Genomic DNA, 20,718 nt, shown 5'->3' with positions numbered 1-20,718 from the left:
TTATTTTATAAAAATAATTTTTATAATAAATTAAGAAATTACATTTTGCTTATTCACGTAAACGTTGGTTTTGCTCAATCATTTCTTTCGCATTTTGACGTGTGAGTTCTGTAACGCTTGCGCCAGATATCATCCTTGCTATTTCCGTTACACGTTCATCGCCAGATAATTCATGTACATGTGTAGTTGTACGGTCATCTGTAGTGTCTTTGCTTATAAATAGATGGTGGTCGCTCATCGTTGCTACTTGTGGTAAATGTGAAATACATATAACTTGAATATAAGTAGCTAAGTCTTTCATTTTTTCTGCCATTTTTTGTGCAGCTTGACCAGAAACGCCAGAATCAACCTCATCAAATAATATTGCTGTTTGACCTCTTGTTTTGACAAAAATGGTTTTAAGCGCCAACATAATTCTAGATAATTCGCCTCCAGATGCGATTTTGTTTAAACTTTTAAGTGGCTCACCTTTATTAGGACTAATTAAAAATTCAACAAATTCAATACCTTCACGATTTGGAACATCTAGTGGTTTGAATGAAATTTCTAAGTTAGCATCTTTCATTTGTAAGTTTTGAATTTCTTCTACAATATGATTTCTTAATGTTTGTGCAACACTACGTCGCTCTTTAGATAATTGTTCACCTAAATTAATTACTTTATCGTATAACGTATCAATTTCTTGTCTTAATTGAGAGGTACTTTCTTCATAATTCTCAATTTTATCAATTTCATTAGCCAGTTTACTTTGATAAGTAATAAGTTCACTAATATCCTTGCCATATTTTCTTTTCAAATCGTTGAGTACATTCATTCTAGACTCTAGTTCATTTAAATATTGTTCATCAAACTCTGTATTCGTTAATTCATCATATAACTGATGTTTAGCGTCTTCTAAGGTGTAATAAAATTGATCCACCTCTTCTTTCAATGAATCATATTTTTCAGGTAATATATGACTAATTGATTGTAATTGATTACTTAATTCATATAATCGATCTGTTATTGCATGTTCATCAGTTAATGTGAGGTGTGCATTATTTAATGCTAAGTTTAGGTTTTCAGAATTTTGTATACGTTTAATATCAGTTTCGAGTTGCTTAACTTCACCTTCAACCAAATTTGCTTCTTGTAATTCTTCATGTTGAAATTTCAACAAATCTAAACGTTGTAATAAAGCCTGGTCCGCAGACTCTAAATCTTCTAGTTCTTTCTTTTTGGCTTTGTACTGGTCAAAAGTAGCCACATACGAATTTAGTAATTTCTTATATTTGTCTTCAGCATAATTATCAAGAAGTTGCAGATGATATTTTTGTTTTAATAGTGTCTGTGTTTCGTGCTGACCGTGAATATCTAGTAATTCTTGCATAATCTTACGTAAATCTTGTAGAGTTACGATTTGATTATTAACTCTGCACATACTCTTGCCAGTACTGAAAATTTCTCTTTTTACTAGAAGAAAATCTTCGTCGATATCAATATCTAGAGCTTCTAATATAGAAATTGCTTCCTTGCTCTCATCAATATCAAAAATACCTTCAATAATGGCTTTTTTTGCACCATGTCGTACATAGTTAGATGAAGCACGCATGCCAATTAATTGACCAATTGCATCAATTATAATTGATTTACCAGCACCTGTTTCACCACTTAGGACAGTTAATCCATCACCAAAATGAACTTCGAGTTCATCAATAATTGCAAATTGTTTTATAGATAGCGTTTGGAGCATCCTTTTAACACTTCCTTATACTTATAATAAATTAAAGATGCGTTTTTTAATCTTCTCGCTTGCAGCATCATCTCGACAAATAATTAAACAAGTATCGTCACCACAAATTGTACCTAATACCTCTTCCCAATCGATTTGGTCTAATATTGCACCAATAGATTGCGCATTACCTGGTAGTGTTTTTAATACTAATAAATTACCGGTTCCATCAATATTTACAAATGAGTCAATTAAATAACGACCCAATTTTTCTAAAGGATGATATTTTCTATCATTTGGTAAACTATAAACATATTGCCCCGCTGGCGTGGGAACTTTTATAAGTTGTAGTTCTTTAATGTCTCTAGAAACGGTCGCTTGGGTAACATTTAATTCATATTCATTTAATCGCTTTACTAATTCATCTTGTGTTTCAATTTTTTCATTTGAAATTATTTCTCTTATTTTTATATGTCTTACCGATTTTTTAGCCATATATAGCACCTCTATAAACGAATATTTATACATTGATTTTACCACAAGCCATAGCATTCGACTACTAAAGACGGTTTGTAATTTTACTTACTTAAATGGATATTCCGTTGTAATTATAGTCTTGACAATACTTTTTCAGTGATTCTAAATATGAAGCATTTCAATCATGACTTATATCATATTATGCGTATGCTGAATATTTATTGAATAGTACAAAACTAAATAAAACAAGGAAATAAAAAAACGGAGACCGTTATTTTTCGTTGTGATCAATATAATTCGGAGTCAGCGACATTACGATAATCACATTATTGATTATTACTATAAATTAAAAAGCAGCCTCATGAGAAAACTCATAAGACTGCCATGGTAGCTTGTATGAATCGCTTGTTAAAAACAATTCATTATTTAGTTACCAATAATAAGCAATATGACTATCAAATGTCCCCACATTAAAATAATCATAATTACAAATATAGATTAACACCTTATTTAAAAATATTAAATCATAAGGTTTATTTAGTATACTTAATTTACTATATAACCAGTTGACTAATCGTAGGAAAGAGTCCGAAACATCCATTTTTGTCCCAGACTCTTAAATAAACACATTTGATTTTATGATTCACGATTATTAAAAAGTTCTATAATATAAACTAAATTGTCAGTATTATATTGTTTTGGTAATTGATTTAAACATTTGTAAGCTTTGTCAGTATGATGTTTCAATTTGTCTTCAGCCCCTTGTTGGCCTAAAAGTGAAACATAGGTACTTTTATCATTTTCAATATCACTACCGACAGCTTTACCAAGTTTTGCTTCATCACCATAAATATCTAATAAATCATCTTTGATTTGGAACATTAATCCCAAATGTTCACTATATGATTCTAAAGCATTGGAAACTTCATTTTCTGGTTCAGCAATATCGACTGCTGCCATGACTGCAAATTTTAATAGTGCACCTGTTTTTGCATTATGAATTTTCTCTAAAGTGTCTAGATCAATATTTGTTTCTGCACCTTCGCTTTGCATATCAAGCGTTTGGCCACCTACCATACCCAGATGGCCGCTAGCAAAGGATAAACGTTTGATTAATTTAACTTTAGCAACATCATTAAGTGAATCATCGTTTACAATCATATCAAATGCTTTAGTTAGTAACGCATCACCTGCTAGTATCGCTTTCCACTCTCCAAATACTTTATGATTTGTTAATTTACCTCTACGATAATCATCATTATCCATTGGTGGTAAATCATCATGTATTAATGAATATGTGTGTATCATTTCTAGTGCAAGTGCTGATGAAAATCCTTTTTTATACTGATCTGTTAACATTTCTAAAGTTAACAGTAATAATACAGGTCTTATGCGTTTACCACCTGCTTCTAGTGAATAACGCATACTTTCTTCTAGATTAGTATTTAGTTTTGAATTTGGAATTGTTTCAGATAACAATTGATTAACTTCTTCAGTTAAATGTTCCATTTTTTTATTTATCATCACTATCTACCTTCTCAGTATCGTCATTATTGTCAGTATTTTCATCAGACATCAATTCATTTACTTTTTTCTCAGCATCTTTTAATGTTTCATCACAAGTAGCCGATAATTTCATACCACGTTGATATAGGTTTAAAGATTCTTCTAAAGAAACATTTTCATTGTCTAATTTTTGAACGATTGTTTCTAGTTCTTTCATCATTTCTTCAAAACTTTGTGTATTACTATTACTCATCATTACACCTTACTTTCTTTACTTGTGCATCAACAACGCCATCTTTCATTGTTAACACAATATTATCATTTTCAGCCAAGTCTTTCGTACTGGTAATAACTTTATCATCCTTATTTACGATTGTATAACCACGCAACATAGTATTAGTAGGACTTAAATTATTAAGATTTTCTAGTTTTCTAGCAAGATTGTTTTTTTGATTATCAAGTAAATTATGCATGACTTTACTTAATTCAACACGTTTTTGATTATTTGTTAATTGGTCTCTTTTAATACGTTGTTTAAACGTTTTTAAATTGAAATTGTTAAAGAGTAACTGTAATTGTTGTTGCTGATTTTTAATTTTCAAATTCAAAGACAACTTAAGTTGTTTCTCAAGATCATCACGTTTTTGTATTTGTTGATCATAAAGTAGTGAAGGCGTTTGGAATTTATAATAAGATGCAACATGTTCCAAATGTTTTCGTTGTTGCTGCATATATTGTTTGATAAATCGAGTCAATGATAAATTAGCTTGCTGTAAATATTGACGTAATTCATATTGGTCCGGCGTAGCCATTACTGCTGCTTGAGTTGGTGTTGCTGCTCTTACATCTGCCACAAAATCACTTAATGTAAAATCAGTTTCATGTCCTACTGCGGAAATAATCGGTGTTTGACAATTATAGATGGCTTTAACGACATCTTCTTCATTGAAATTCCATAAATCCTCGATAGAGCCTCCGCCACGACCGATAATAATTGTATCAACATTCAAAGCATCAGCTTGATTAATTTTTTCAATAATGTCGCTTTTAGCTTGTTCTCCTTGAACAAGTGTATTGATCTGAACTTGTTCTGCTAATGGATACCTACTATTAATAGTCGTATGAATATCTCGTATTGCAGCGCCAGTTCCGGCTGTTAGCATAGCTATTTTTTGGGGGAATTTAGGTATCACTTTCTTATGACTTTGATCAAAAAAGCCTTCTTTAGTTAATTTCTTTTTTAACTGCTCTAATTTTTGATAAAGATTACCTATTCCATCCATATGCATTTTATTAACGTATATTTGATAATTACCACGACGTTCATAGACAGAAACACGTGCTTCTAATAGCACTTCGTCCCCTTCTTTAGGTTCAAAATCAATTTTTGATGCATTTCCTTTAAACATCATTGCACTGATGACACTGTTTTTATCTTTTACATTAAAATACAGATGTCCACTACTATGCTTTTTAAAATTAGATAATTCGCCTTTAATCAATACGGATTGTAAATGAGGATCTTGATCAAATTTATATTTAATATATTTAGTTAACGAAGTTACACTTAAATATTCTGACATGTTATATCACTCTTCTATTCAATATTGCTCAATACACCGTTTATAAATTTGTAATGATCATCATCACTGAATTGTTTTGCTAATTCAACAGCTTCATTGATAATTACTTTTTGTGGTGTTGAACTATGTAACATTTCAAATGTAGACATTCTTAAGATAATTCGATCAGATTTTAACAATCGTGCTAAAGTCCAGTCCTTTAAATGAGGTTGGATTTTTTCATCTAGCACAACTTCGTGATCTTTAACGCCAGTTACTAACCAACTGATGAATTCGAATTCTAAATCTGGATTATCATCTTTAATAAAACTGATTGCTTCTTCAATTGTTAAATCGCTATTTTTCATTTCAAGTTGAAATAGAGTTTGAAAGGCTTGCGTTCTGGATTCTTTTCGACTCATTATAAACTCCTTCAAGCATAGTATTATAGTAAACCATTAACGAAAAGAGATGCTTAAAATAGAAGCAATCGCTTTTCGCAAAATGAATTTAAAGTAAATTTGCTTTTATAATTTTAATTTATTGGTTCTATATGTGTAATATGAATATTGATTTGACTAGGTTCAATTGTTGTCATCGTCGTTAACGAATTATAAATAGCTTGTTGAATTTTTTTAGCAGTTTCCGATATATTGATACCATACGCTAATGAACAATATACATCGATATAGATGCCTTCATCATTTGTATCTACTTTAACACCGCGACTAAGCTGTTTTTTGCTAATGTTTTCAATGCTGCCTTTTTTTAATTCTTTAAAATGCCCTTGTATACCTTTTACTTCTGAAGTGGCAATACTAGCTATGACTGTTAATACCTCGGGTGCTATTTCTATTTTACCTAATTGGGAATGTGAGGTTTCTGAAACTTTGACCATGTCAATTACCTCCTATTTAGATTGATCATCCATAATATTATGTGTTTCTAAAAACTTCGTATTAAATACGCCCCTTCTAAAAATATCATTATTTAGTAAACGAATATGGAATGGGATTGTTGTATCAATGCCAAGAACAAGATACTCACCTAGTGCGCGTAAACCTGTCATAATTGCTTCTTCTCGTGTTGGTTCATGAACAATGAGTTTCGCTACCATAGAATCATAATAAGGTGGAATCGTATAATTAGTATAACAAGCTGATTCAATTCTCACACCAAAACCGCCTGGAGCTAAATATTGAGTGATTTGACCTGGAGAAGGCATGAAATTTTTATATGGATTTTCAGCATTGATTCTGAATTCCATTGCATGTCCCTCGATTTTAATATCTTTTTGTTTGAAAGGAAGTTTTTCACCCATTGCAACCTTCAATTGTAGTTTAACTAAGTCTACACCCGTAACCATCTCTGTAACTGGATGTTCAACTTGAATTCGCGTGTTCATTTCCATAAAATAAAAGTCATTCGTATCTAAGTCATAAATGAATTCTATCGTCCCAGCATTTTCATAATTTACGGCTTTTGCTGCTCTGACTGCTGCATTTCCCATTTCTTGGCGTTTTTCTTCGGTAAGTATCGGTGAAGGAGCTTCCTCAACTAATTTTTGCATTCTTCGTTGAATTGTACAGTCACGCTCACCTAAATGTACAACATTACCAAAGCTATCACCCATAATTTGTATTTCAATATGACGGAAATTTTCAATGAATTTTTCTAGATATAAGCCATTATTGCCAAATGCAGTTTCTGCTTCTTGTTGTGTCATTTTAAAACCAGTTTCAAGTTCTTTTTCGTCACGTGCCACTCTAATCCCTTTACCACCGCCACCAGCAGTTGCTTTAATGATTACTGGATAGCCAATTTCAGTAGCGATTTTTTTAGCTTCATTGATATCTTGAACTAACCCCTCGCTACCAGGAACTACAGGTACTTCTGCACGTTTCATTTCTTCTTTAGCTACATCTTTAATCCCCATTTTTTGAATTGATTCATAGCTAGGTCCAATAAATTTTAACTGGCATGCTTCACATAATTCTGCGAAATCTCCATTTTCTGCTAAAAACCCGTACCCTGGATGAACACCGTCGCATCCAGTAGAAGTTGCTATTGATAAAATGTTTGGGATGTTTAAGTAAGAATCTTTAGATTGAGTTGGGCCAACGCAATATGCTTCATCAGCAATTTGAGTATGTAGTGCGTCTTTATCTCCTTCAGAGTATATTGCCACTGTTTGCAATCCAAGTTCATGACATGCACGAATGATTCTTACTGCAATTTCTCCTCTATTTGCTATTAAAATTTTATTCATTATTTCACCTTAAATAACGGTTGGCCATACTCTACCATTTGACCGTCTTCTACTAAAATTTCTGCAATTTCCCCAGTTACTTCGGCTTGAATTTCATTAAACAATTTCATCGCTTCTAATATACAGACAGTTGATTCGTTTGTAACAGAATCACCAACTTGTACGTAAGCACTTTCTTCTGGTGATGGCGATTTATAAAATGTACCTACCATTGGCGCATTAATAGTTTGTAGGTTATCGTCAGTTGTACTTGCATCGCTAGTAGTTTCTTCTGTACTACCTGTAGCTACTGGATTTGATGCTACACCTTGTTGCGGCGCTAATTGTTGCATCGGTTGTTGTGAAATTTGTGGTGTAATGATTTCAGTTTCTTTTTCTTTTTTTAAATTAACAACATTGCCCTTGTCTTCTATATTAATTTCAGTCAAACTTGATTGATCAAGAATTTCAATTAATTCTTTAATTTCTTTAAAATTCATAAATACTGACTCCTTCAGATTGTTTTCATTTACCTAGTTTATTTTACTTTAGAGATATGCTCAATTCAAGCATATACATACTCTCTATATTAAACTGATTCACTTTTGTAGTGTTCCATATAACTATACCTTATTTCAAAAGTAAACTATTAGTGCAATTTTAAATAATATTATTTGATTCTATCTATTTTAACACAATAAAAACCTTTCCAAAGTATAGCGCATTGGAAAGGTTTTTTTAAATGTAATTTCGATAAGTAAATACAAAATTAAACTATTATGCTCTTGAGATGTAACTACCGTCACCAGTATTAATCACAAGTACATCGCCTTCATTTACAAATAAAGGTACATTTAACGTATACCCTGTTTCTACTGTTGCTGATTTAGTTGCACCATTTGCAGTATCACCTTTGATACCAGGTTCTGTTTCAGTTACAGTAAGTTCAACTGTTTTAGGTAATTCAACACCTAATGTTTCATTTTCATAAGACTGAATTTGAACTTCCATGTTAGCTTTTAAGAAGTTAAGTTCATATTCTAAATAGTCAGCTGGTAATTCTGTTTGTTCAAACGTTTGATTATCCATGAAAACATGTGTATCACCATCTGCATATAAATACTGCATACGACGGTTTTCAATTAAAGCAGTTTCTACTTTCTCTCCGCCTCTAAATGTTTTCTCCTGGATTGCACCCGTTCTTAGATTACGTAACTTAGAACGTACAAAAGCAGAACCTTTGCCTGGTTTTACGTGTTGGAAATCTAATACTTTCCAAATACCATTATCTACTGATATTGTTAAGCCTGTTTTAAAATCATTAACCGAAATCATTCAGTTTCCTCCTCGATTATAAGGTCTTCTATAAAATAATAAGGTTTTTAGTGCATTTAGTAAAGCGTTCACAGCCATTTTCTTTAATTAAAATGTCATCTTCTATACGAACGCCACCTAGACCATCTATATAAATGCCAGGTTCAATTGTAACACAATTATTGACGTCTAATTCAGTTTCAGATTTTCTAGAAAGATTGGGACCTTCGTGAACATCTAACCCTATACCGTGACCTAACGAATGTCCAAAGGCATCTCCATACCCTTTTTCCGTAATGTAATCTCTTGCTACTGCATCTAGAGCTTTACCTGTAATGCCTTTTTTAGCTGCTTCTATTCCTTTTAAGTTCGCTTCTAAAACAATATTGTAGATTTCTTTAAGTTGTGGGTCTGGCTCACCGATTGCAAATGTTCGTGTAATGTCCGAACTATAGCCCTTGTAATAAGCACCAAAATCTAAGGTGATCATTTCACCATGATTAATTACTTTATCGCTAGCTACACCATGTGGTAAAGCTCCTCTTACGCCTGAAGCAACTATGGTATCAAACGATGTCCCTTCTGCGCCTAATTCTAACATTTTACTTTCTAACTTTGCTTTTAGTTGCTGTTCCGTCATACCAGCTTTTGCAACAGTTAATATATACTCAAATGTTTCATCAACAATGTCTGAAGCTTTTTGTATTAGCTGAATTTCTGCTTCATCTTTTACTTCACGAATTTTTTCAATTACACCACTAATACTAATTAAACTAATGTAGGCTTTACTCAATTGTAAGTAAGTATCATAACTAACTAGATTACCTTCAAATCCGACATTTTGCACACTTAAGTTTTCAAGTTGTTGCTTTATTTCATCAATTAAGGAACCTTGTTGTTTGATGATTTTAAAATCTGGTGCTTGCGCAGTGGCTTGCTCTATGTATCTAAAGTCAGTAATTAATAAATTTTGTTCTTTCGTTATTATTAATGCACCACTTGTACCTGTGAAACCGGATAAATATCTTCTGTTAAAATCTGATAATATGACTGCTGCTTCTAAATGTTTTGTTTCTAATGCAGAATTTAATTTTTCAATTCTAGTCATCTTTCTTCCTCCTATTCAATAAATTTGTACATTTTCCATTTATACATTAAAATGATAGCATAATTATTATATAAATTTATAGTTTTTGAATTAGGAGCGTATTATGAAGAAAAAAATTGTAGCTATTTTAGGTGCTTCATGTTTGTTAGTTGGTTGTGGTAGTCAAAATTTAGGGCCACTAGAAGAAAAGACCACGCAACTTCGCGATGAAAATCATAAGTTGAAAAGTAACATTCAGGATTTAAAACAACAAATTAGTAAAGAAAAAAGTAACATCACAGCTTTGGAAAAAGATAAAAAAAACATAGCTACAGCTAAAAATAACAATAAGAAAGTTACAAACTTAAAAGCATCTTCTACATATTATCAAGACATTGCTAAATCTATTAAACAGTACGATGAAATTGAAAGTGATGTCACGAAAAATAAAGGTGATAAAAAAATTCAAGAAAAACTTACCGATATCACTAATAAAATTGATACAGCCTTTACTACGTACAAAAACGATATAAATAAAGAAAAAATGAGTAGTGATGACAAGGAAAAAAATAAAGACATTACTAAACTTAATAAAAAATTAAGTGATGCAATGAGTGATATTAGAGAAGGTTACAATGGCAAAGATAAGAAAAAAATTCAAAAGGGACAAAATGCTTTATCAACTATAAGTATCAATAATAGTCAAAGTTAGAATCACATAGGAGTGTTTTAAGTGAAACAAGCGATATTTTATATTGTCATCGCTGTGGCAGTAGTTGGATTAATTCTTAATTTAGATGCATTTATTTTTAGTTTTGTAAGAATGGCAATTAGCTTAGCGATATTTGCTGGAATTATTTACGCAATTTATTATTTCTTCTTTTTGACAGAAGACCAACGTAAATATAAGCGTGCGCAACGTAAATATAAAAGACAAAATAGAAAGAAAAAATAAGTGCTATTTTAAAAGCGCAACGACATTGAATGTCGTTGCGCTTTTTAATACTTTTTCATTTATTTTCTATAATTCCATTCATCCGATTTATACTTTTCAATTAAGGTATTTATTTCTTCTTTTTGGTTTTGATTAAGCTCTAGTGGTTTGAAATTGATGTCTAAGCCTTTTTTAAATCCAATTTCAAAAGCTTCTTCCATCTCTTCTAGTGTAATATATCGATCTGAAATATCATTAATGGCGACTGCTTTGTCTACAAAGGCTTGTTTCATTTTATCTTTTAAACGCTCATTTTTGAATATAAACATGTCAAATAGATCGTCAATGTCCACATCTTGCAATAACGAACCGTGTTGTAAAATAACGCCTTTTTGTCTAACTTGGGCGCTACCTGCTATTTTTCTACCTTCTACTACTAATTCATACCAGCTCGGAGCATCGAAACATACAGCACTTCTTGGTTGTTTGAGTTTAGCTCTTTCTTCTTTCGAGCGAGGAATGGCAAATGAAGCATCAAAACCTAAATGCTTAAACCCTTCTAACAATCCCTCAGAAATTACTCTATAAGCCTCTGTAACCGTCGAGGGCATGTCTGGATGTGATTCTGGAACAATGACACTATAAGTTAATTCTTTGTCATGTAGCACACCTCTACCGCCTGTTTGACGTCTGACAAGTCCATATCCTTTTTCTTCAACTTTATCGATATCAATTTCTTTTGTAAGCCTTTGAAAGTAACCAATAGATAATGTTGCAGGATCCCAAGTATAAAATCTAATGACAGGATCTATTTCCCCTCTGGAAACAAAATTCAGTAAGGCTTCATCCATCGCCATATTAAAATAAGGATCTTTACTCCCAGTATTGATAAAATTCCATGTTTCTGTCACATTCAAAACTCCAATCGCTAAATTAAATTGTGATAACATATATTTTGTGTTATCGTTTTCAATAATTGTATAAGTTTGTCAGTCTTTCTTATTAATCAAAAGCAAAAATATTTTGATAAATTGGGCTAACAGTCTTATAATATATAATATCGGTTAATTAGGGAGGATGCAAGATGAGTAATTTTTGGTTTATAGCGTTAGCAGTTTTAATAATTATTATCGCTTACATGCTAATCAATTATCTTCTTAATAAAAGAGCAGTCACAGAATTAAACCAAAATGAATTCCATAATGGTTTGCGTAAAGCTCAAGTTATTGATGTAAGAGAAAAAGTAGATTATGATTACGGCCACATCAATGGTGCGCGTAACATACCAATTACTATGTTTAAACAAAGATATCAAGGTTTGAGAACAGATCAACCTATTTATCTGTGCGATGCTAATGGCATTGCCAGTTATCGTGCCGCTAGAACTTTAAAGAAAAATGGGTATAAAGATGTTTATATGCTTAAAGGCGGATACAAAAAATGGACTGGTAAAATCAAATCTAAAAAGTAGTTTAAATATTTCACTTAATAATAAGCGAGTAACTATATTTCATATATAGTTACTCGTTTTTTATTAAAATAGACAAAAATAAATCCGGATAATTAATTATCCGGATTTATTTAATATAATACTTATTCTTTTTCAGAACGAAGATTTTCAAATTTTAAAACAGGTTGTCTAGCTGCTTTAGTTTCATCTAATCTATCAATGATTGTTGTATGTGGTGCTTCTAAGACTTTATCTGGATCTTCTTTTGCTTCATTTGCAATTTCAATCATTTTATCACAGAAATAATCAAGGGTTTCTTTAGATTCTGTTTCAGTTGGTTCAATCATCATACCTTCCTCAACATTAAGTGGGAAGTAAATTGTTGGTGGATGAACACCGAAATCAAGTAATCGTTTAGCCATATCTAACGTTCTGACACCGTGTTCTTTTTGTTTTGAACCACTTAATACAAATTCATGTTTACAAAATTGTGGATAAGGGATTTCGAAATGATCCTTCAATCGAGCTTTAATATAATTTGCATTTAATACAGCTGCCTCAGAAACTTCTTCAAGTCCTTTATTCCCCATCGTACGAATATAAGTATAAGCTCTTAGATAGATACCAAAATTACCGTAAAAAGGTTTTACGCGTCCTATAGAATTTTCGATATCATTATCATATTTATATACATCGTCTTCTTTGACTACCATTGGTTTTGGTAAGAAACTAGCTAATTCTTTTTTCACACCGACTGGTCCAGAACCTGGTCCACCGCCACCATGAGGACCAGTAAATGTTTTATGCAAGTTAAGATGTACCGCATCAAACCCCATGTCTCCTGGTCTTACTTTGTCCATAATGGCATTTAAATTCGCACCATCATAATATAATAATCCGCCAGCTTCATGAACAATATTTCTTATATCCATAATATTTTTTTCAAATATACCTAATGTATTAGGATTTGTAAGCATAATTGCTGCAGTGTTTTCATTTACAACTCTTTTTAAGTCGTCAATATCAACTTCACCGCGTTCGTTCGATTTAACTGTAACCGCTTTGAAACCAGCAAATGCTGCAGAAGCTGGGTTAGTACCATGTGCGGAGTCAGGTACAATAACTTCATCACGATGTCCTTCACCATTTTTTTGATGGAATGCCTTGAATATCATCAATGCAGTCCATTCACCATGCGCACCGGCAGCTGGTTGCAACGTTACTTCATCCATACCGGTTATTTCTTTAAGTTCTTCCTGTAAACTATGAATTATTTCTAAAGAACCTTGAACTTGTGATTCATCTTGCAGTGGATGTGACTCGGCGAATCCTGGTATTCTTGCTATTTTTTCATTGATTTTTGGATTGTATTTCATTGTACATGAACCTAAAGGATAAAATCCTGAATCAACACCGAAGTTTTTATTTGAAAGCTCAGTATAATGACGTACTAAATCTAATTCAGCGACTTCAGGTAGTTCTGCTTTATTTTTTCTTATAAATTTGTCGTCTAATAATTTTTCTACTGCACCGTTATCTATTTCTTTTTTGGGTAACGAATATGCATAACGACCTTTTTTAGAACGTTCAAATATTAATGGACTAGATTTACTTACTACCATTTAATTCACCTGCTTTCTTAACAAATGTATCTATCTCATCTTTAGTTCTTAATTCTGTCACTGCTACTAACATTTGATTTTCATAATCCTTTGAGACTTCACTTAAATCAAAACCGCCAATAATATCTTGTTGTAGTAATGCATCATTAATATCTTTTACAGGTTTATTAAACTTCACGACAAATTCATTAAATGATGTGCCATTTGAAACTTCTAAACCAGCTTCTTTAAATTGTGCTTTTGCATAATTAGCATTTTCAAAGTTTTGTACTGAAATGTCATAAATACCTTGTTTACCTAATGCAGACATGCAAATTGAAGAAGCTAATGCATTTAACGCTTGGTTTGAACAAATGTTTGAAGTGGCTTTATCTCGACGAATATGTTGTTCACGTGCCTGTAGCGTTAAAACGAAACCACGATTTCCATCTCCATCTTCAGTCTGTCCAACCAAACGTCCCGGTATTTTTCTCATTAATTTTTTCGTTGTTGCGAAGAAACCACAATGCGGACCACCAAATTGCGCTGGTATACCAAATGGTTGTGTGTCTCCTACAACAATATCCGCTCCAAAACTACCTGGCGGTGTCAATAAACCTAAAGCAAGTGGATTGGCATAAACAATAAACAGTGCCTTTTTGTCTTCAATAAATGAATGTATTTTTTCTAAATCCTCAATAGATCCATAAAAGTTTGGATACTGCACAGCAACTGCCGCTGTATCATCGTCAATTGCATTTTCTAATTTTTCTAAATCTGTAATTGTACCATCAAGGTCTACTTCTACAACTTCAAATTCTTCTCGAGTTTTAACGTAAGTTTTTAATACTTGCAAAGCTTGATAATGTAGTCCTTTTGAAACAACTATTTTATTTTTACGCGTTTGATTAAATGCTAAAATACATGCTTCTGCGAAACTTGTAATACCATCATACATAGATGAGTTTGCAATATCCATATCTGTTAATTCGCAAATTAATGTTTGGAATTCAAAGATAGCTTGTAATTCACCTTGCGAAATTTCTGGTTGGTATGGAGTATAAGCAGTATAAAATTCAGAACGAGAAATCATTGCATCTACAACTGCTGGTGCGTAATGATCATAAACACCTGCGCCTAAAAATGAACTATGCGTTTCTTTAGTTACATTTTTGCTTGCAATTCTGCTTAAGCGTTTTGTCAATGTCGTTTCAGCTTCACCATCTGGTATGGCCAACTCTCTATTTAATAAAATATCTTTTGGAACATCTCCAAATAATTCACTTATAGAGCTTGCTCCGATTGTATCCAACATTTCTTTTTTATCTTGTTCAGTTAATGGAATATAACGATGACTCACAGTAACACCCCTTTGATTTATTTACTAATCTGATTTTTTTTAACAATTTTAGCTTTAACTTGTCTTTTTCTAACCTGTACAACAACTTCTTTTCCCATTTCAAAAGCATCTCGATTGATTAGGGCTAGTCCAATTGATTTACCAGTTAAAGGTGATTGCGTACCTGAAGTAATTTCTCCAATTTGATTACCGTCTAAATCATATACTTCATACCCTGTTCTTGGAATACCTTTGTCGATCATTTCTAATCCTACTGTTCTTCGTTTAGAACCATTCTCTTTTTGATCTTTTAGTACTGATTTACCAATAAAATCGGCTTCTATTAATGGTTTTGCAGCAAATGCTATACCCGCTTCATATGGTGTGATTTTTTCGCTTAAATCTTGACCGTGTAATGGCAGTCCAGCTTCTAATCTTAATGTGTCTCTAGCACCTAAACCGCATGGTGTCACATCATTTTTTAGAATTTCATCCCACAAATATGGTGCATCGTCTGCATTACAGTATATTTCAAATCCATCTTCACCTGTATATCCAGACTGTGACAGTATTACATTTTTACCAAAGAATTCAACGTTTTGTTCAAATTCAAATGGTTTCATTTCAGATACATCAATATTTACATGTTGTTGGACTAAATCACGTGCTTTTGGTCCTTGTATAGCTAGTTGGCCATATTCAGTTGATACATTAATAACTTCAGCATCAAATACTTTAGCTTTTTCGCACATCCACTCAAAATCTTTTTCAGTATTTCCAGCGTTAACAACTAAAAGATAAACATTTTCTTCTAATTTATAAGTAATTAAATCATCAATGATGCCACCTTGTTCATTACATAAAGCTGTATACTGCGCTTTATGCGTTGTTACATTGTCTGTATCATTTGAAAGCAAATATTGTACTAAATTAGAAGCATCTGAACCTTTTATGATAATTTCTCCCATATGACTTACGTCAAATAAACCTATTTCAGTTCTAACTGCATTATGTTCTTCTTTAATACTAGAAAATTGGACTGGCATTGCCCATCCACCAAATTCTACTATTTTAGCCCCACTATCTACAAAAGTTTGATATAGTGGTGTTTTTTTAAGTTCATTGGACATGAAGAAACCTCCTAAAAATTATATAATAAAAAAACAGGGTAGCCTAAACTACCCTGTTGTAATATTCCAGGAATGCGTTACAGTATTATCCTTTTGCCTGAGAGTTTCGTAAAAACTTGCACCTTCGGCGATGGACTAAAGTTAAGTTATATTAAGTATAACTACCATTCTCTCTAATACTGATCATTCGCAAACAATCGCTTCCATGATATCATTTTGTAAATCTGAAAGAGATTGACTACTATTTACTTTTATGAATGCGATTTCATTATATCTTGAAACCCTAGATGAATACAAGCTTTTTAATTCAAATAACGATTTATTATTTGCATTTGGTCTATTGCTGTCATTTTTAATTCTTTTGTAAAGAATTTCTATATCACAATCTAACCAGATTACTTTTGGCTGTTCTTTTAATATTCGGAATGATTCATCGCCTTCTATTATACCACCACCGGTTGAAATGATATCATAACGTTGAACACATTCTTGTAGATATTCATTTTCTAATTTTCTAAATCCTTGCTCACCAATGGCTTCGAAAATTTCAGGGATAGATTTATTTTCCTGTATTGCTATATGTTCATCTAAGTCAATATAGGAGAGTTGATTATTACTTGCTAGAAATTGACCCAAAGTTGTCTTACCTGTTCCCATAAATCCAATAAGTATGAGTGGTTCTATTTTATTATTCAAAACTAACTTCCTTTTTTATGTATGTGTTTATTTGATCTTTATAATACGATTCAATATTATCTAATGTTTTTAATTGTAATCCAATTTGAAATGTATAAATCGTAATTAAAGATAAATATAGCATAAATATGACTAGCATAAAAGGATACATATAAGCAGGATGATTAGAAAACAATTTTCTTTTCATAATAAATACCTTTCTCAAAAATTTTAAAATTAATTACTACAGATTTATCATTAATAATTTTGAACTTTGCACTAACAACATTATGTAATGTAGTAATGTTTCCTTTTCCATCTAACGTTTTAATTAATTTGTTATTTTTAAATTCATAAATGATGTTTCTCTGTTTATTTCTAATTACAATATGGTGTTCATCGGATTGATTTTTAAGAACATAAGCATTTTCTTTAATTAAATCTTGTGTCAAATCTCTTGAGAAAAATGCCAAGTCTACTTCTTGAGCATTCATAATTTGCTCATTGATGGTGCCTGTCGTTCTAATTAATGTGGGTAATATTGAAAAAATGAGTATAGTTATAAAAAGTGCAAACAAGACTTCTATATATGTAAAAGCTCTAAATTTATTTGAAGAAACATTTTTCATATGTTTCTCCCTTTTTGAAAATACAAATTTTGTCGTTACTCATTTTAACGCTATAATCTTCAATCATAATTCCACTTTTCAATTCCTGTCTTTTATAGTGGTAAAGTGAATTAAGTAATATTCTAGTTAGATCTATTTCATGGCTTTTGTGTTGAATATCCAACTTTAATTGCAATATCATAGGTATAAATAAGATACAAATCAGTGTGATAATTGAAAAAGATAAAAGACTATCCATCAATAACGAGGCATTAACATTAAATTTTCTCATATCTAATACGTCCTTTTTCAATATGAAATATGATTTTATAAAGATTTTTATTCGTTTTTAGGTAGACACTTCCAAATTTGTTTGTTTCTCCTTTTTTGTTAAATGTTATAAATTTCAAATTTGTTCTTGGATGTATAAAGCTATTTAAAGGGAGTATTATTGCTTTGGCCCTTTTATTAGAGGGGAATTGTTCATTAATAATAATTTTATTAGAGTAATCATTAAAGACCAGTGTAATTGATTGGTTATCTTTAATCGCTTTAGATTTAATATAGTTGAATTGCATAATTAAATTATTAATTTTACGCTGTTCTATTTTGTTATTATTAGTATCGAAAGCACTGATATTAGATAGTTGGAAATATAAGAGTAAACTAATAATACAGACCACAAAAAGCATTTCTATATAAGTAAATGCGCTTTTAATTTGCAACAGCTTCACCATTGTTAATAGTGATGGCTGCACCAGATTTACATGACTTTTGATTTTCTTTAATGTATCCTTCTGTAACTAAGTCTTCTATAGACGATGGCTTTTTATTAAACTTTAAAGCATACGCTTCAATTTGGCTATCAATCATTTTAAGTTGTGCCTCACATCCAGTATTTTGCAAGTGAGACGATTGTTTAGCTATATTGGGTATAATTAATATTAATAATAAGCTAATTATCAATAATACAAGTAACATTTCTATTAATGTAAAAGCTTTTCTATTAATTTTTAGTTTTTTCATAATTGATTTAACTTCCTCTATTCGTAATTATTTAATCGTTTGCATTAAATCAAACATAGGCAACATAATAACTAGATATAATGACACTATTAATATAGCAATTAAAGAGAAAACAATAGGTTGTATGAACTTTATGATTAAATGAATCAACTGTTCTATTTGAGACAGTATCATTTCACTATATAGTTTCATTTCTATCTCTAGCCTTCCTTTTTTCTCACCTTCTTCAACAAAAATAATCAAATTTTTTTCAAAACACTGTAAATGCTTTAATACTTCACTTAAATTTAATCCTTGTTGTATCCCTTTTGAAATTTCATTTGCTAAAAATATTAAATATTCATCTTGCTGTTTAGCGTATATTTCAACAATCTTTTGTAAAGTTATACCATTTTTATAGAATAAAGATAATTCAGAAGCTAAGCAAAATGTTTTATAATACTTGAAAAATTTCGAAATAATGGGTATTGATAAGAGGATTTTATGCTTTATTTCTATAGATGACTTTCTATATATGATGAAAATACCTAAAATGATTAGTATAAAAATTATTGAACTATATAGGAGATACGATGGGAGGTTTGTGATGAATAAAGATAGATAGAGTTGTAATGGGGAAATACTTACATCCATACTACTATATAAATTTTGAAACTCGGGGATGATTGTATGGTTTAAAATAATTAACATTATCAAAAAAACGATAAGTAACAACGCGGGGTATTGTATTGTTTTTAAAAAGCGTTGCTTCGATTTATAGTTTTTTACTAAATATTCATAAGCGTGTGGCAAAGTAATAGTTAAATCTCCAAATATTTCTGCAAAATTGATTAACGTTAAGATGGATTTAGGATAATTTAGTAACCTTAATATTTTTGCGCAGCCAGCACCATTATTTAATTCTGCTTCAATTTGCAACTTTAATTGGCGATTTTTAATGTTTGTATATTGAATTAAAAAAAGAAATGCTTCACTTAGCGTATAACCGCGGTCTAACAAATCTTTTAATTTTATCAATAACGTTATTTTGTTTTTTTCTGATAAATTGAAAATATTTTTAAATTTAAATATAGCGCTCCATAGTTTCCTCACAAATAACACCTGCTTTGGCTAATTGAGTTAATTGAGTAGACAAATTAGAAAATGAACTAGGTAATGTATAGTCATTGTCTATTAAATGATTTATTTGTGCTTTAGTAAGTTGTTCATATACAAGTTTTCTTTGATTATTATAAGTCGTAATTAGTCTTTGGTTTAAAACGGTTAATAAAGCTTGTTTCATTTCTTGCATCGTTAGTCCCATTTCTTTAAGCCTTAATAATGCGCCTTTACAGTTATTAGCGTGAATTGTTGTTAATACTAAATGACCACTTAGACTCGCATGCATTACTTGTTTAGCTATTATGGCATCTCTAATTTCACCAATCAAAATAATGTCAGGATCACATCTTAAAATCGCTTTAAAAGTATTTGCATAATTGATACCTGCTTTTTCATTAATCGATACTTGTGTAATTCCAGATACTAGCTGCTCCACTGGATCTTCAACTGTTATGATATTTAAATCTAACTGCTCTTTTGCATGCATGACCATTTGATACATTAAAGTGCTTTTTCCGGAACCAGTGGGTCCACTTAATAATATAAGCCCCTGTTTTTTATTCATTAATTTATATAATGTACCTAAATTACTTGTATCACTTCCTTTTTGAAAATACTGTGGAACAATTCTGATAACACAACTTTCTATTCCCAGAGATAAAGGTAGCGTGGATATTCTTAAAAAGTAAATTTGCTTGAATTTGTAAGTATATCTACCACTTTGAGCAACATTATGTTTAGACACATCTAAACCAGCTTGATATTTCATATAGGTTAATAATTTCAAATAAATATGTTGCTGTATGGATTCAATTGGTGCAAGCGTATCTTGAACTCTGAATTTAATATATATTTTGTCATTTGAAGGAATAAAGTGCACATCAGTGGCCTTTGTACTAATCGCTTTTTTAAGTATATTATTAAATAAAAGTTTCAAAAAATCCACCTC

The 20,718-nt window shown here is 31.1% G+C and carries 24 protein-coding genes, 1 pseudogene and 1 riboswitch; of the genes and pseudogenes, 4 read left to right on the top strand and 21 right to left on the bottom strand.

The window, feature by feature from the left end; genetic code table 11:
- Positions 1-49: 49 nt before the first annotated feature.
- Complete coding sequence (gene recN / locus ACP7BT_RS01655; RefSeq protein WP_041080642.1) at positions 50-1,732, bottom strand: DNA repair protein RecN; 1,683 nt, start codon at positions 1,730-1,732, stop codon at positions 50-52.
- A gap of 21 nt (positions 1,733-1,753) precedes the next feature.
- On the bottom strand, positions 1,754-2,206 hold the full coding sequence (ahrC, locus tag ACP7BT_RS01650) for a transcriptional regulator AhrC/ArgR (RefSeq protein ID WP_037538396.1): 453 nt from the start codon (positions 2,204-2,206) through the stop codon (positions 1,754-1,756).
- 225 nt (positions 2,207-2,431) lie between these two features.
- Between ahrC and ACP7BT_RS01645 the strand changes: the two are divergent.
- Positions 2,432-2,662: pseudogene (locus ACP7BT_RS01645) on the top strand (IS110 family transposase); the annotation flags it as partial.
- Between the two features lie 162 nt (positions 2,663-2,824).
- Here the strand turns inward: ACP7BT_RS01645 and ACP7BT_RS01640 are convergent.
- From ACP7BT_RS01640 to ACP7BT_RS01600, 9 genes are all read right to left on the bottom strand, one after another.
- Positions 2,825-3,712 (bottom strand): polyprenyl synthetase family protein, encoded by an 888-nt coding sequence (locus ACP7BT_RS01640; RefSeq protein WP_041080640.1) that lies wholly within the window; start codon positions 3,710-3,712, stop codon positions 2,825-2,827.
- Entirely contained in the window at positions 3,702-3,947 is a 246-nt protein-coding gene (locus ACP7BT_RS01635; protein ID WP_041080639.1) for an exodeoxyribonuclease VII small subunit, read from the bottom strand. Before ACP7BT_RS01635 ends, ACP7BT_RS01640 begins: the two co-directional genes overlap by 11 nt.
- A complete protein-coding gene (gene xseA, locus ACP7BT_RS01630) occupies positions 3,940-5,277 on the bottom strand; it encodes an exodeoxyribonuclease VII large subunit (RefSeq protein WP_041080637.1) in 1,338 nt (445 codons plus the stop codon). Before xseA ends, ACP7BT_RS01635 begins: the two co-directional genes overlap by 8 nt.
- A gap of 14 nt (positions 5,278-5,291) precedes the next feature.
- The gene (nusB, locus tag ACP7BT_RS01625; protein ID WP_011303036.1) at positions 5,292-5,678 is read right to left on the bottom strand and encodes a transcription antitermination factor NusB; all 387 of its coding nucleotides are present in this window, start codon (positions 5,676-5,678) and stop codon (positions 5,292-5,294) included.
- Between the two features lie 113 nt (positions 5,679-5,791).
- Entirely contained in the window at positions 5,792-6,154 is a 363-nt protein-coding gene (locus ACP7BT_RS01620) for an Asp23/Gls24 family envelope stress response protein (protein WP_002483204.1), read from the bottom strand.
- A 12-nt stretch (positions 6,155-6,166) separates the two neighbouring features.
- Entirely contained in the window at positions 6,167-7,525 is a 1,359-nt protein-coding gene (gene accC / locus ACP7BT_RS01615) for an acetyl-CoA carboxylase biotin carboxylase subunit (protein ID WP_426303714.1), read from the bottom strand.
- Positions 7,525-8,004 carry an acetyl-CoA carboxylase biotin carboxyl carrier protein gene (accB, locus tag ACP7BT_RS01610; protein ID WP_002483202.1) on the bottom strand — a complete coding sequence of 160 codons (480 nt, stop codon included), beginning with the start codon at positions 8,002-8,004 and terminating at the stop codon, positions 7,525-7,527. The genes accC and accB overlap by 1 nt, the downstream gene beginning before the upstream one ends.
- A gap of 277 nt (positions 8,005-8,281) precedes the next feature.
- On the bottom strand, positions 8,282-8,839 hold the full coding sequence (gene efp / locus ACP7BT_RS01605; RefSeq protein ID WP_002483201.1) for an elongation factor P: 558 nt from the start codon (positions 8,837-8,839) through the stop codon (positions 8,282-8,284).
- A 28-nt stretch (positions 8,840-8,867) separates the two neighbouring features.
- Positions 8,868-9,926, bottom strand: coding sequence for a M24 family metallopeptidase (locus ACP7BT_RS01600; protein WP_041080635.1), 1,059 nt, complete (start codon positions 9,924-9,926; stop codon positions 8,868-8,870).
- Between the two features lie 103 nt (positions 9,927-10,029).
- Between ACP7BT_RS01600 and ACP7BT_RS01595 the strand changes: the two genes are divergently transcribed.
- Both ACP7BT_RS01595 and ACP7BT_RS01590 read left to right on the top strand, forming a co-directional pair.
- On the top strand, positions 10,030-10,617 hold the full coding sequence (locus ACP7BT_RS01595) for a hypothetical protein (protein ID WP_002483199.1): 588 nt from the start codon (positions 10,030-10,032) through the stop codon (positions 10,615-10,617).
- 21 nt (positions 10,618-10,638) lie between these two features.
- Positions 10,639-10,860 carry an SA1362 family protein gene (locus ACP7BT_RS01590; RefSeq protein WP_002483198.1) on the top strand — a complete coding sequence of 74 codons (222 nt, stop codon included), beginning with the start codon at positions 10,639-10,641 and terminating at the stop codon, positions 10,858-10,860.
- A 59-nt stretch (positions 10,861-10,919) separates the two neighbouring features.
- Here ACP7BT_RS01590 and ACP7BT_RS01585 read toward each other — a convergent pair whose 3' ends face one another.
- Positions 10,920-11,750: a lipoate--protein ligase family protein gene (locus ACP7BT_RS01585; RefSeq protein ID WP_011303031.1), complete on the bottom strand. Its 831-nt coding sequence runs from the start codon at positions 11,748-11,750 to the stop codon at positions 10,920-10,922.
- A gap of 173 nt (positions 11,751-11,923) precedes the next feature.
- Here ACP7BT_RS01585 and ACP7BT_RS01580 point away from each other — a divergent pair, with 173 nt between their 5' ends.
- A complete protein-coding gene (locus tag ACP7BT_RS01580) occupies positions 11,924-12,310 on the top strand; it encodes a rhodanese-like domain-containing protein (RefSeq protein ID WP_011303030.1) in 387 nt (128 codons plus the stop codon).
- 122 nt (positions 12,311-12,432) lie between these two features.
- On the opposite strand, the gene gcvPB is transcribed toward ACP7BT_RS01580, so the two are convergent.
- From gcvPB to comGA, 9 genes are all read right to left on the bottom strand, one after another.
- The gene (gcvPB, locus tag ACP7BT_RS01575; RefSeq protein WP_041080631.1) at positions 12,433-13,911 is read right to left on the bottom strand and encodes an aminomethyl-transferring glycine dehydrogenase subunit GcvPB; all 1,479 of its coding nucleotides are present in this window, start codon (positions 13,909-13,911) and stop codon (positions 12,433-12,435) included.
- The gene (gene gcvPA, locus ACP7BT_RS01570) at positions 13,898-15,250 is read right to left on the bottom strand and encodes an aminomethyl-transferring glycine dehydrogenase subunit GcvPA (protein WP_011303028.1); all 1,353 of its coding nucleotides are present in this window, start codon (positions 15,248-15,250) and stop codon (positions 13,898-13,900) included. The genes gcvPB and gcvPA overlap by 14 nt, the downstream gene beginning before the upstream one ends.
- A 17-nt stretch (positions 15,251-15,267) precedes the next feature.
- Positions 15,268-16,359, bottom strand: coding sequence for a glycine cleavage system aminomethyltransferase GcvT (gcvT, locus tag ACP7BT_RS01565; RefSeq protein ID WP_041080630.1), 1,092 nt, complete (start codon positions 16,357-16,359; stop codon positions 15,268-15,270).
- 75 nt (positions 16,360-16,434) lie between these two features.
- Positions 16,435-16,546: riboswitch (glycine riboswitch) on the bottom strand.
- Positions 16,543-17,016 carry a shikimate kinase gene (locus ACP7BT_RS01560; RefSeq protein ID WP_002483192.1) on the bottom strand — a complete coding sequence of 158 codons (474 nt, stop codon included), beginning with the start codon at positions 17,014-17,016 and terminating at the stop codon, positions 16,543-16,545. It overlaps the preceding riboswitch by 4 nt.
- 203 nt (positions 17,017-17,219) lie before the next feature.
- On the bottom strand, positions 17,220-17,663 hold the full coding sequence (comGF, locus tag ACP7BT_RS01555; RefSeq protein WP_002483191.1) for a competence type IV pilus minor pilin ComGF: 444 nt from the start codon (positions 17,661-17,663) through the stop codon (positions 17,220-17,222).
- Between the two features lie 257 nt (positions 17,664-17,920).
- The gene (gene comGD, locus ACP7BT_RS01550; protein ID WP_232334845.1) at positions 17,921-18,376 is read right to left on the bottom strand and encodes a competence type IV pilus minor pilin ComGD; all 456 of its coding nucleotides are present in this window, start codon (positions 18,374-18,376) and stop codon (positions 17,921-17,923) included.
- A complete protein-coding gene (gene comGC, locus ACP7BT_RS01545; RefSeq protein ID WP_037538386.1) occupies positions 18,357-18,668 on the bottom strand; it encodes a competence type IV pilus major pilin ComGC in 312 nt (103 codons plus the stop codon). Before comGC ends, comGD begins: the two co-directional genes overlap by 20 nt.
- 27 nt (positions 18,669-18,695) lie before the next feature.
- Complete coding sequence (comGB, locus tag ACP7BT_RS01540; RefSeq protein WP_041080625.1) at positions 18,696-19,760, bottom strand: competence type IV pilus assembly protein ComGB; 1,065 nt, start codon at positions 19,758-19,760, stop codon at positions 18,696-18,698.
- On the bottom strand, positions 19,732-20,706 hold the full coding sequence (gene comGA, locus ACP7BT_RS01535) for a competence type IV pilus ATPase ComGA (protein WP_011303021.1): 975 nt from the start codon (positions 20,704-20,706) through the stop codon (positions 19,732-19,734). Before comGA ends, comGB begins: the two co-directional genes overlap by 29 nt.
- Positions 20,707-20,718 lie beyond the last annotated feature (12 nt).

It is taken from the genome of Staphylococcus sp. Y174-1, assembly GCF_049897865.1.
Classification (GTDB): Bacteria; Bacillota; Bacilli; order Staphylococcales; family Staphylococcaceae; genus Staphylococcus; species Staphylococcus saprophyticus.
The sequence above is the reverse complement of the archived record's forward strand: the minus strand, read 5'-3'. Positions and strand labels throughout refer to the sequence as shown.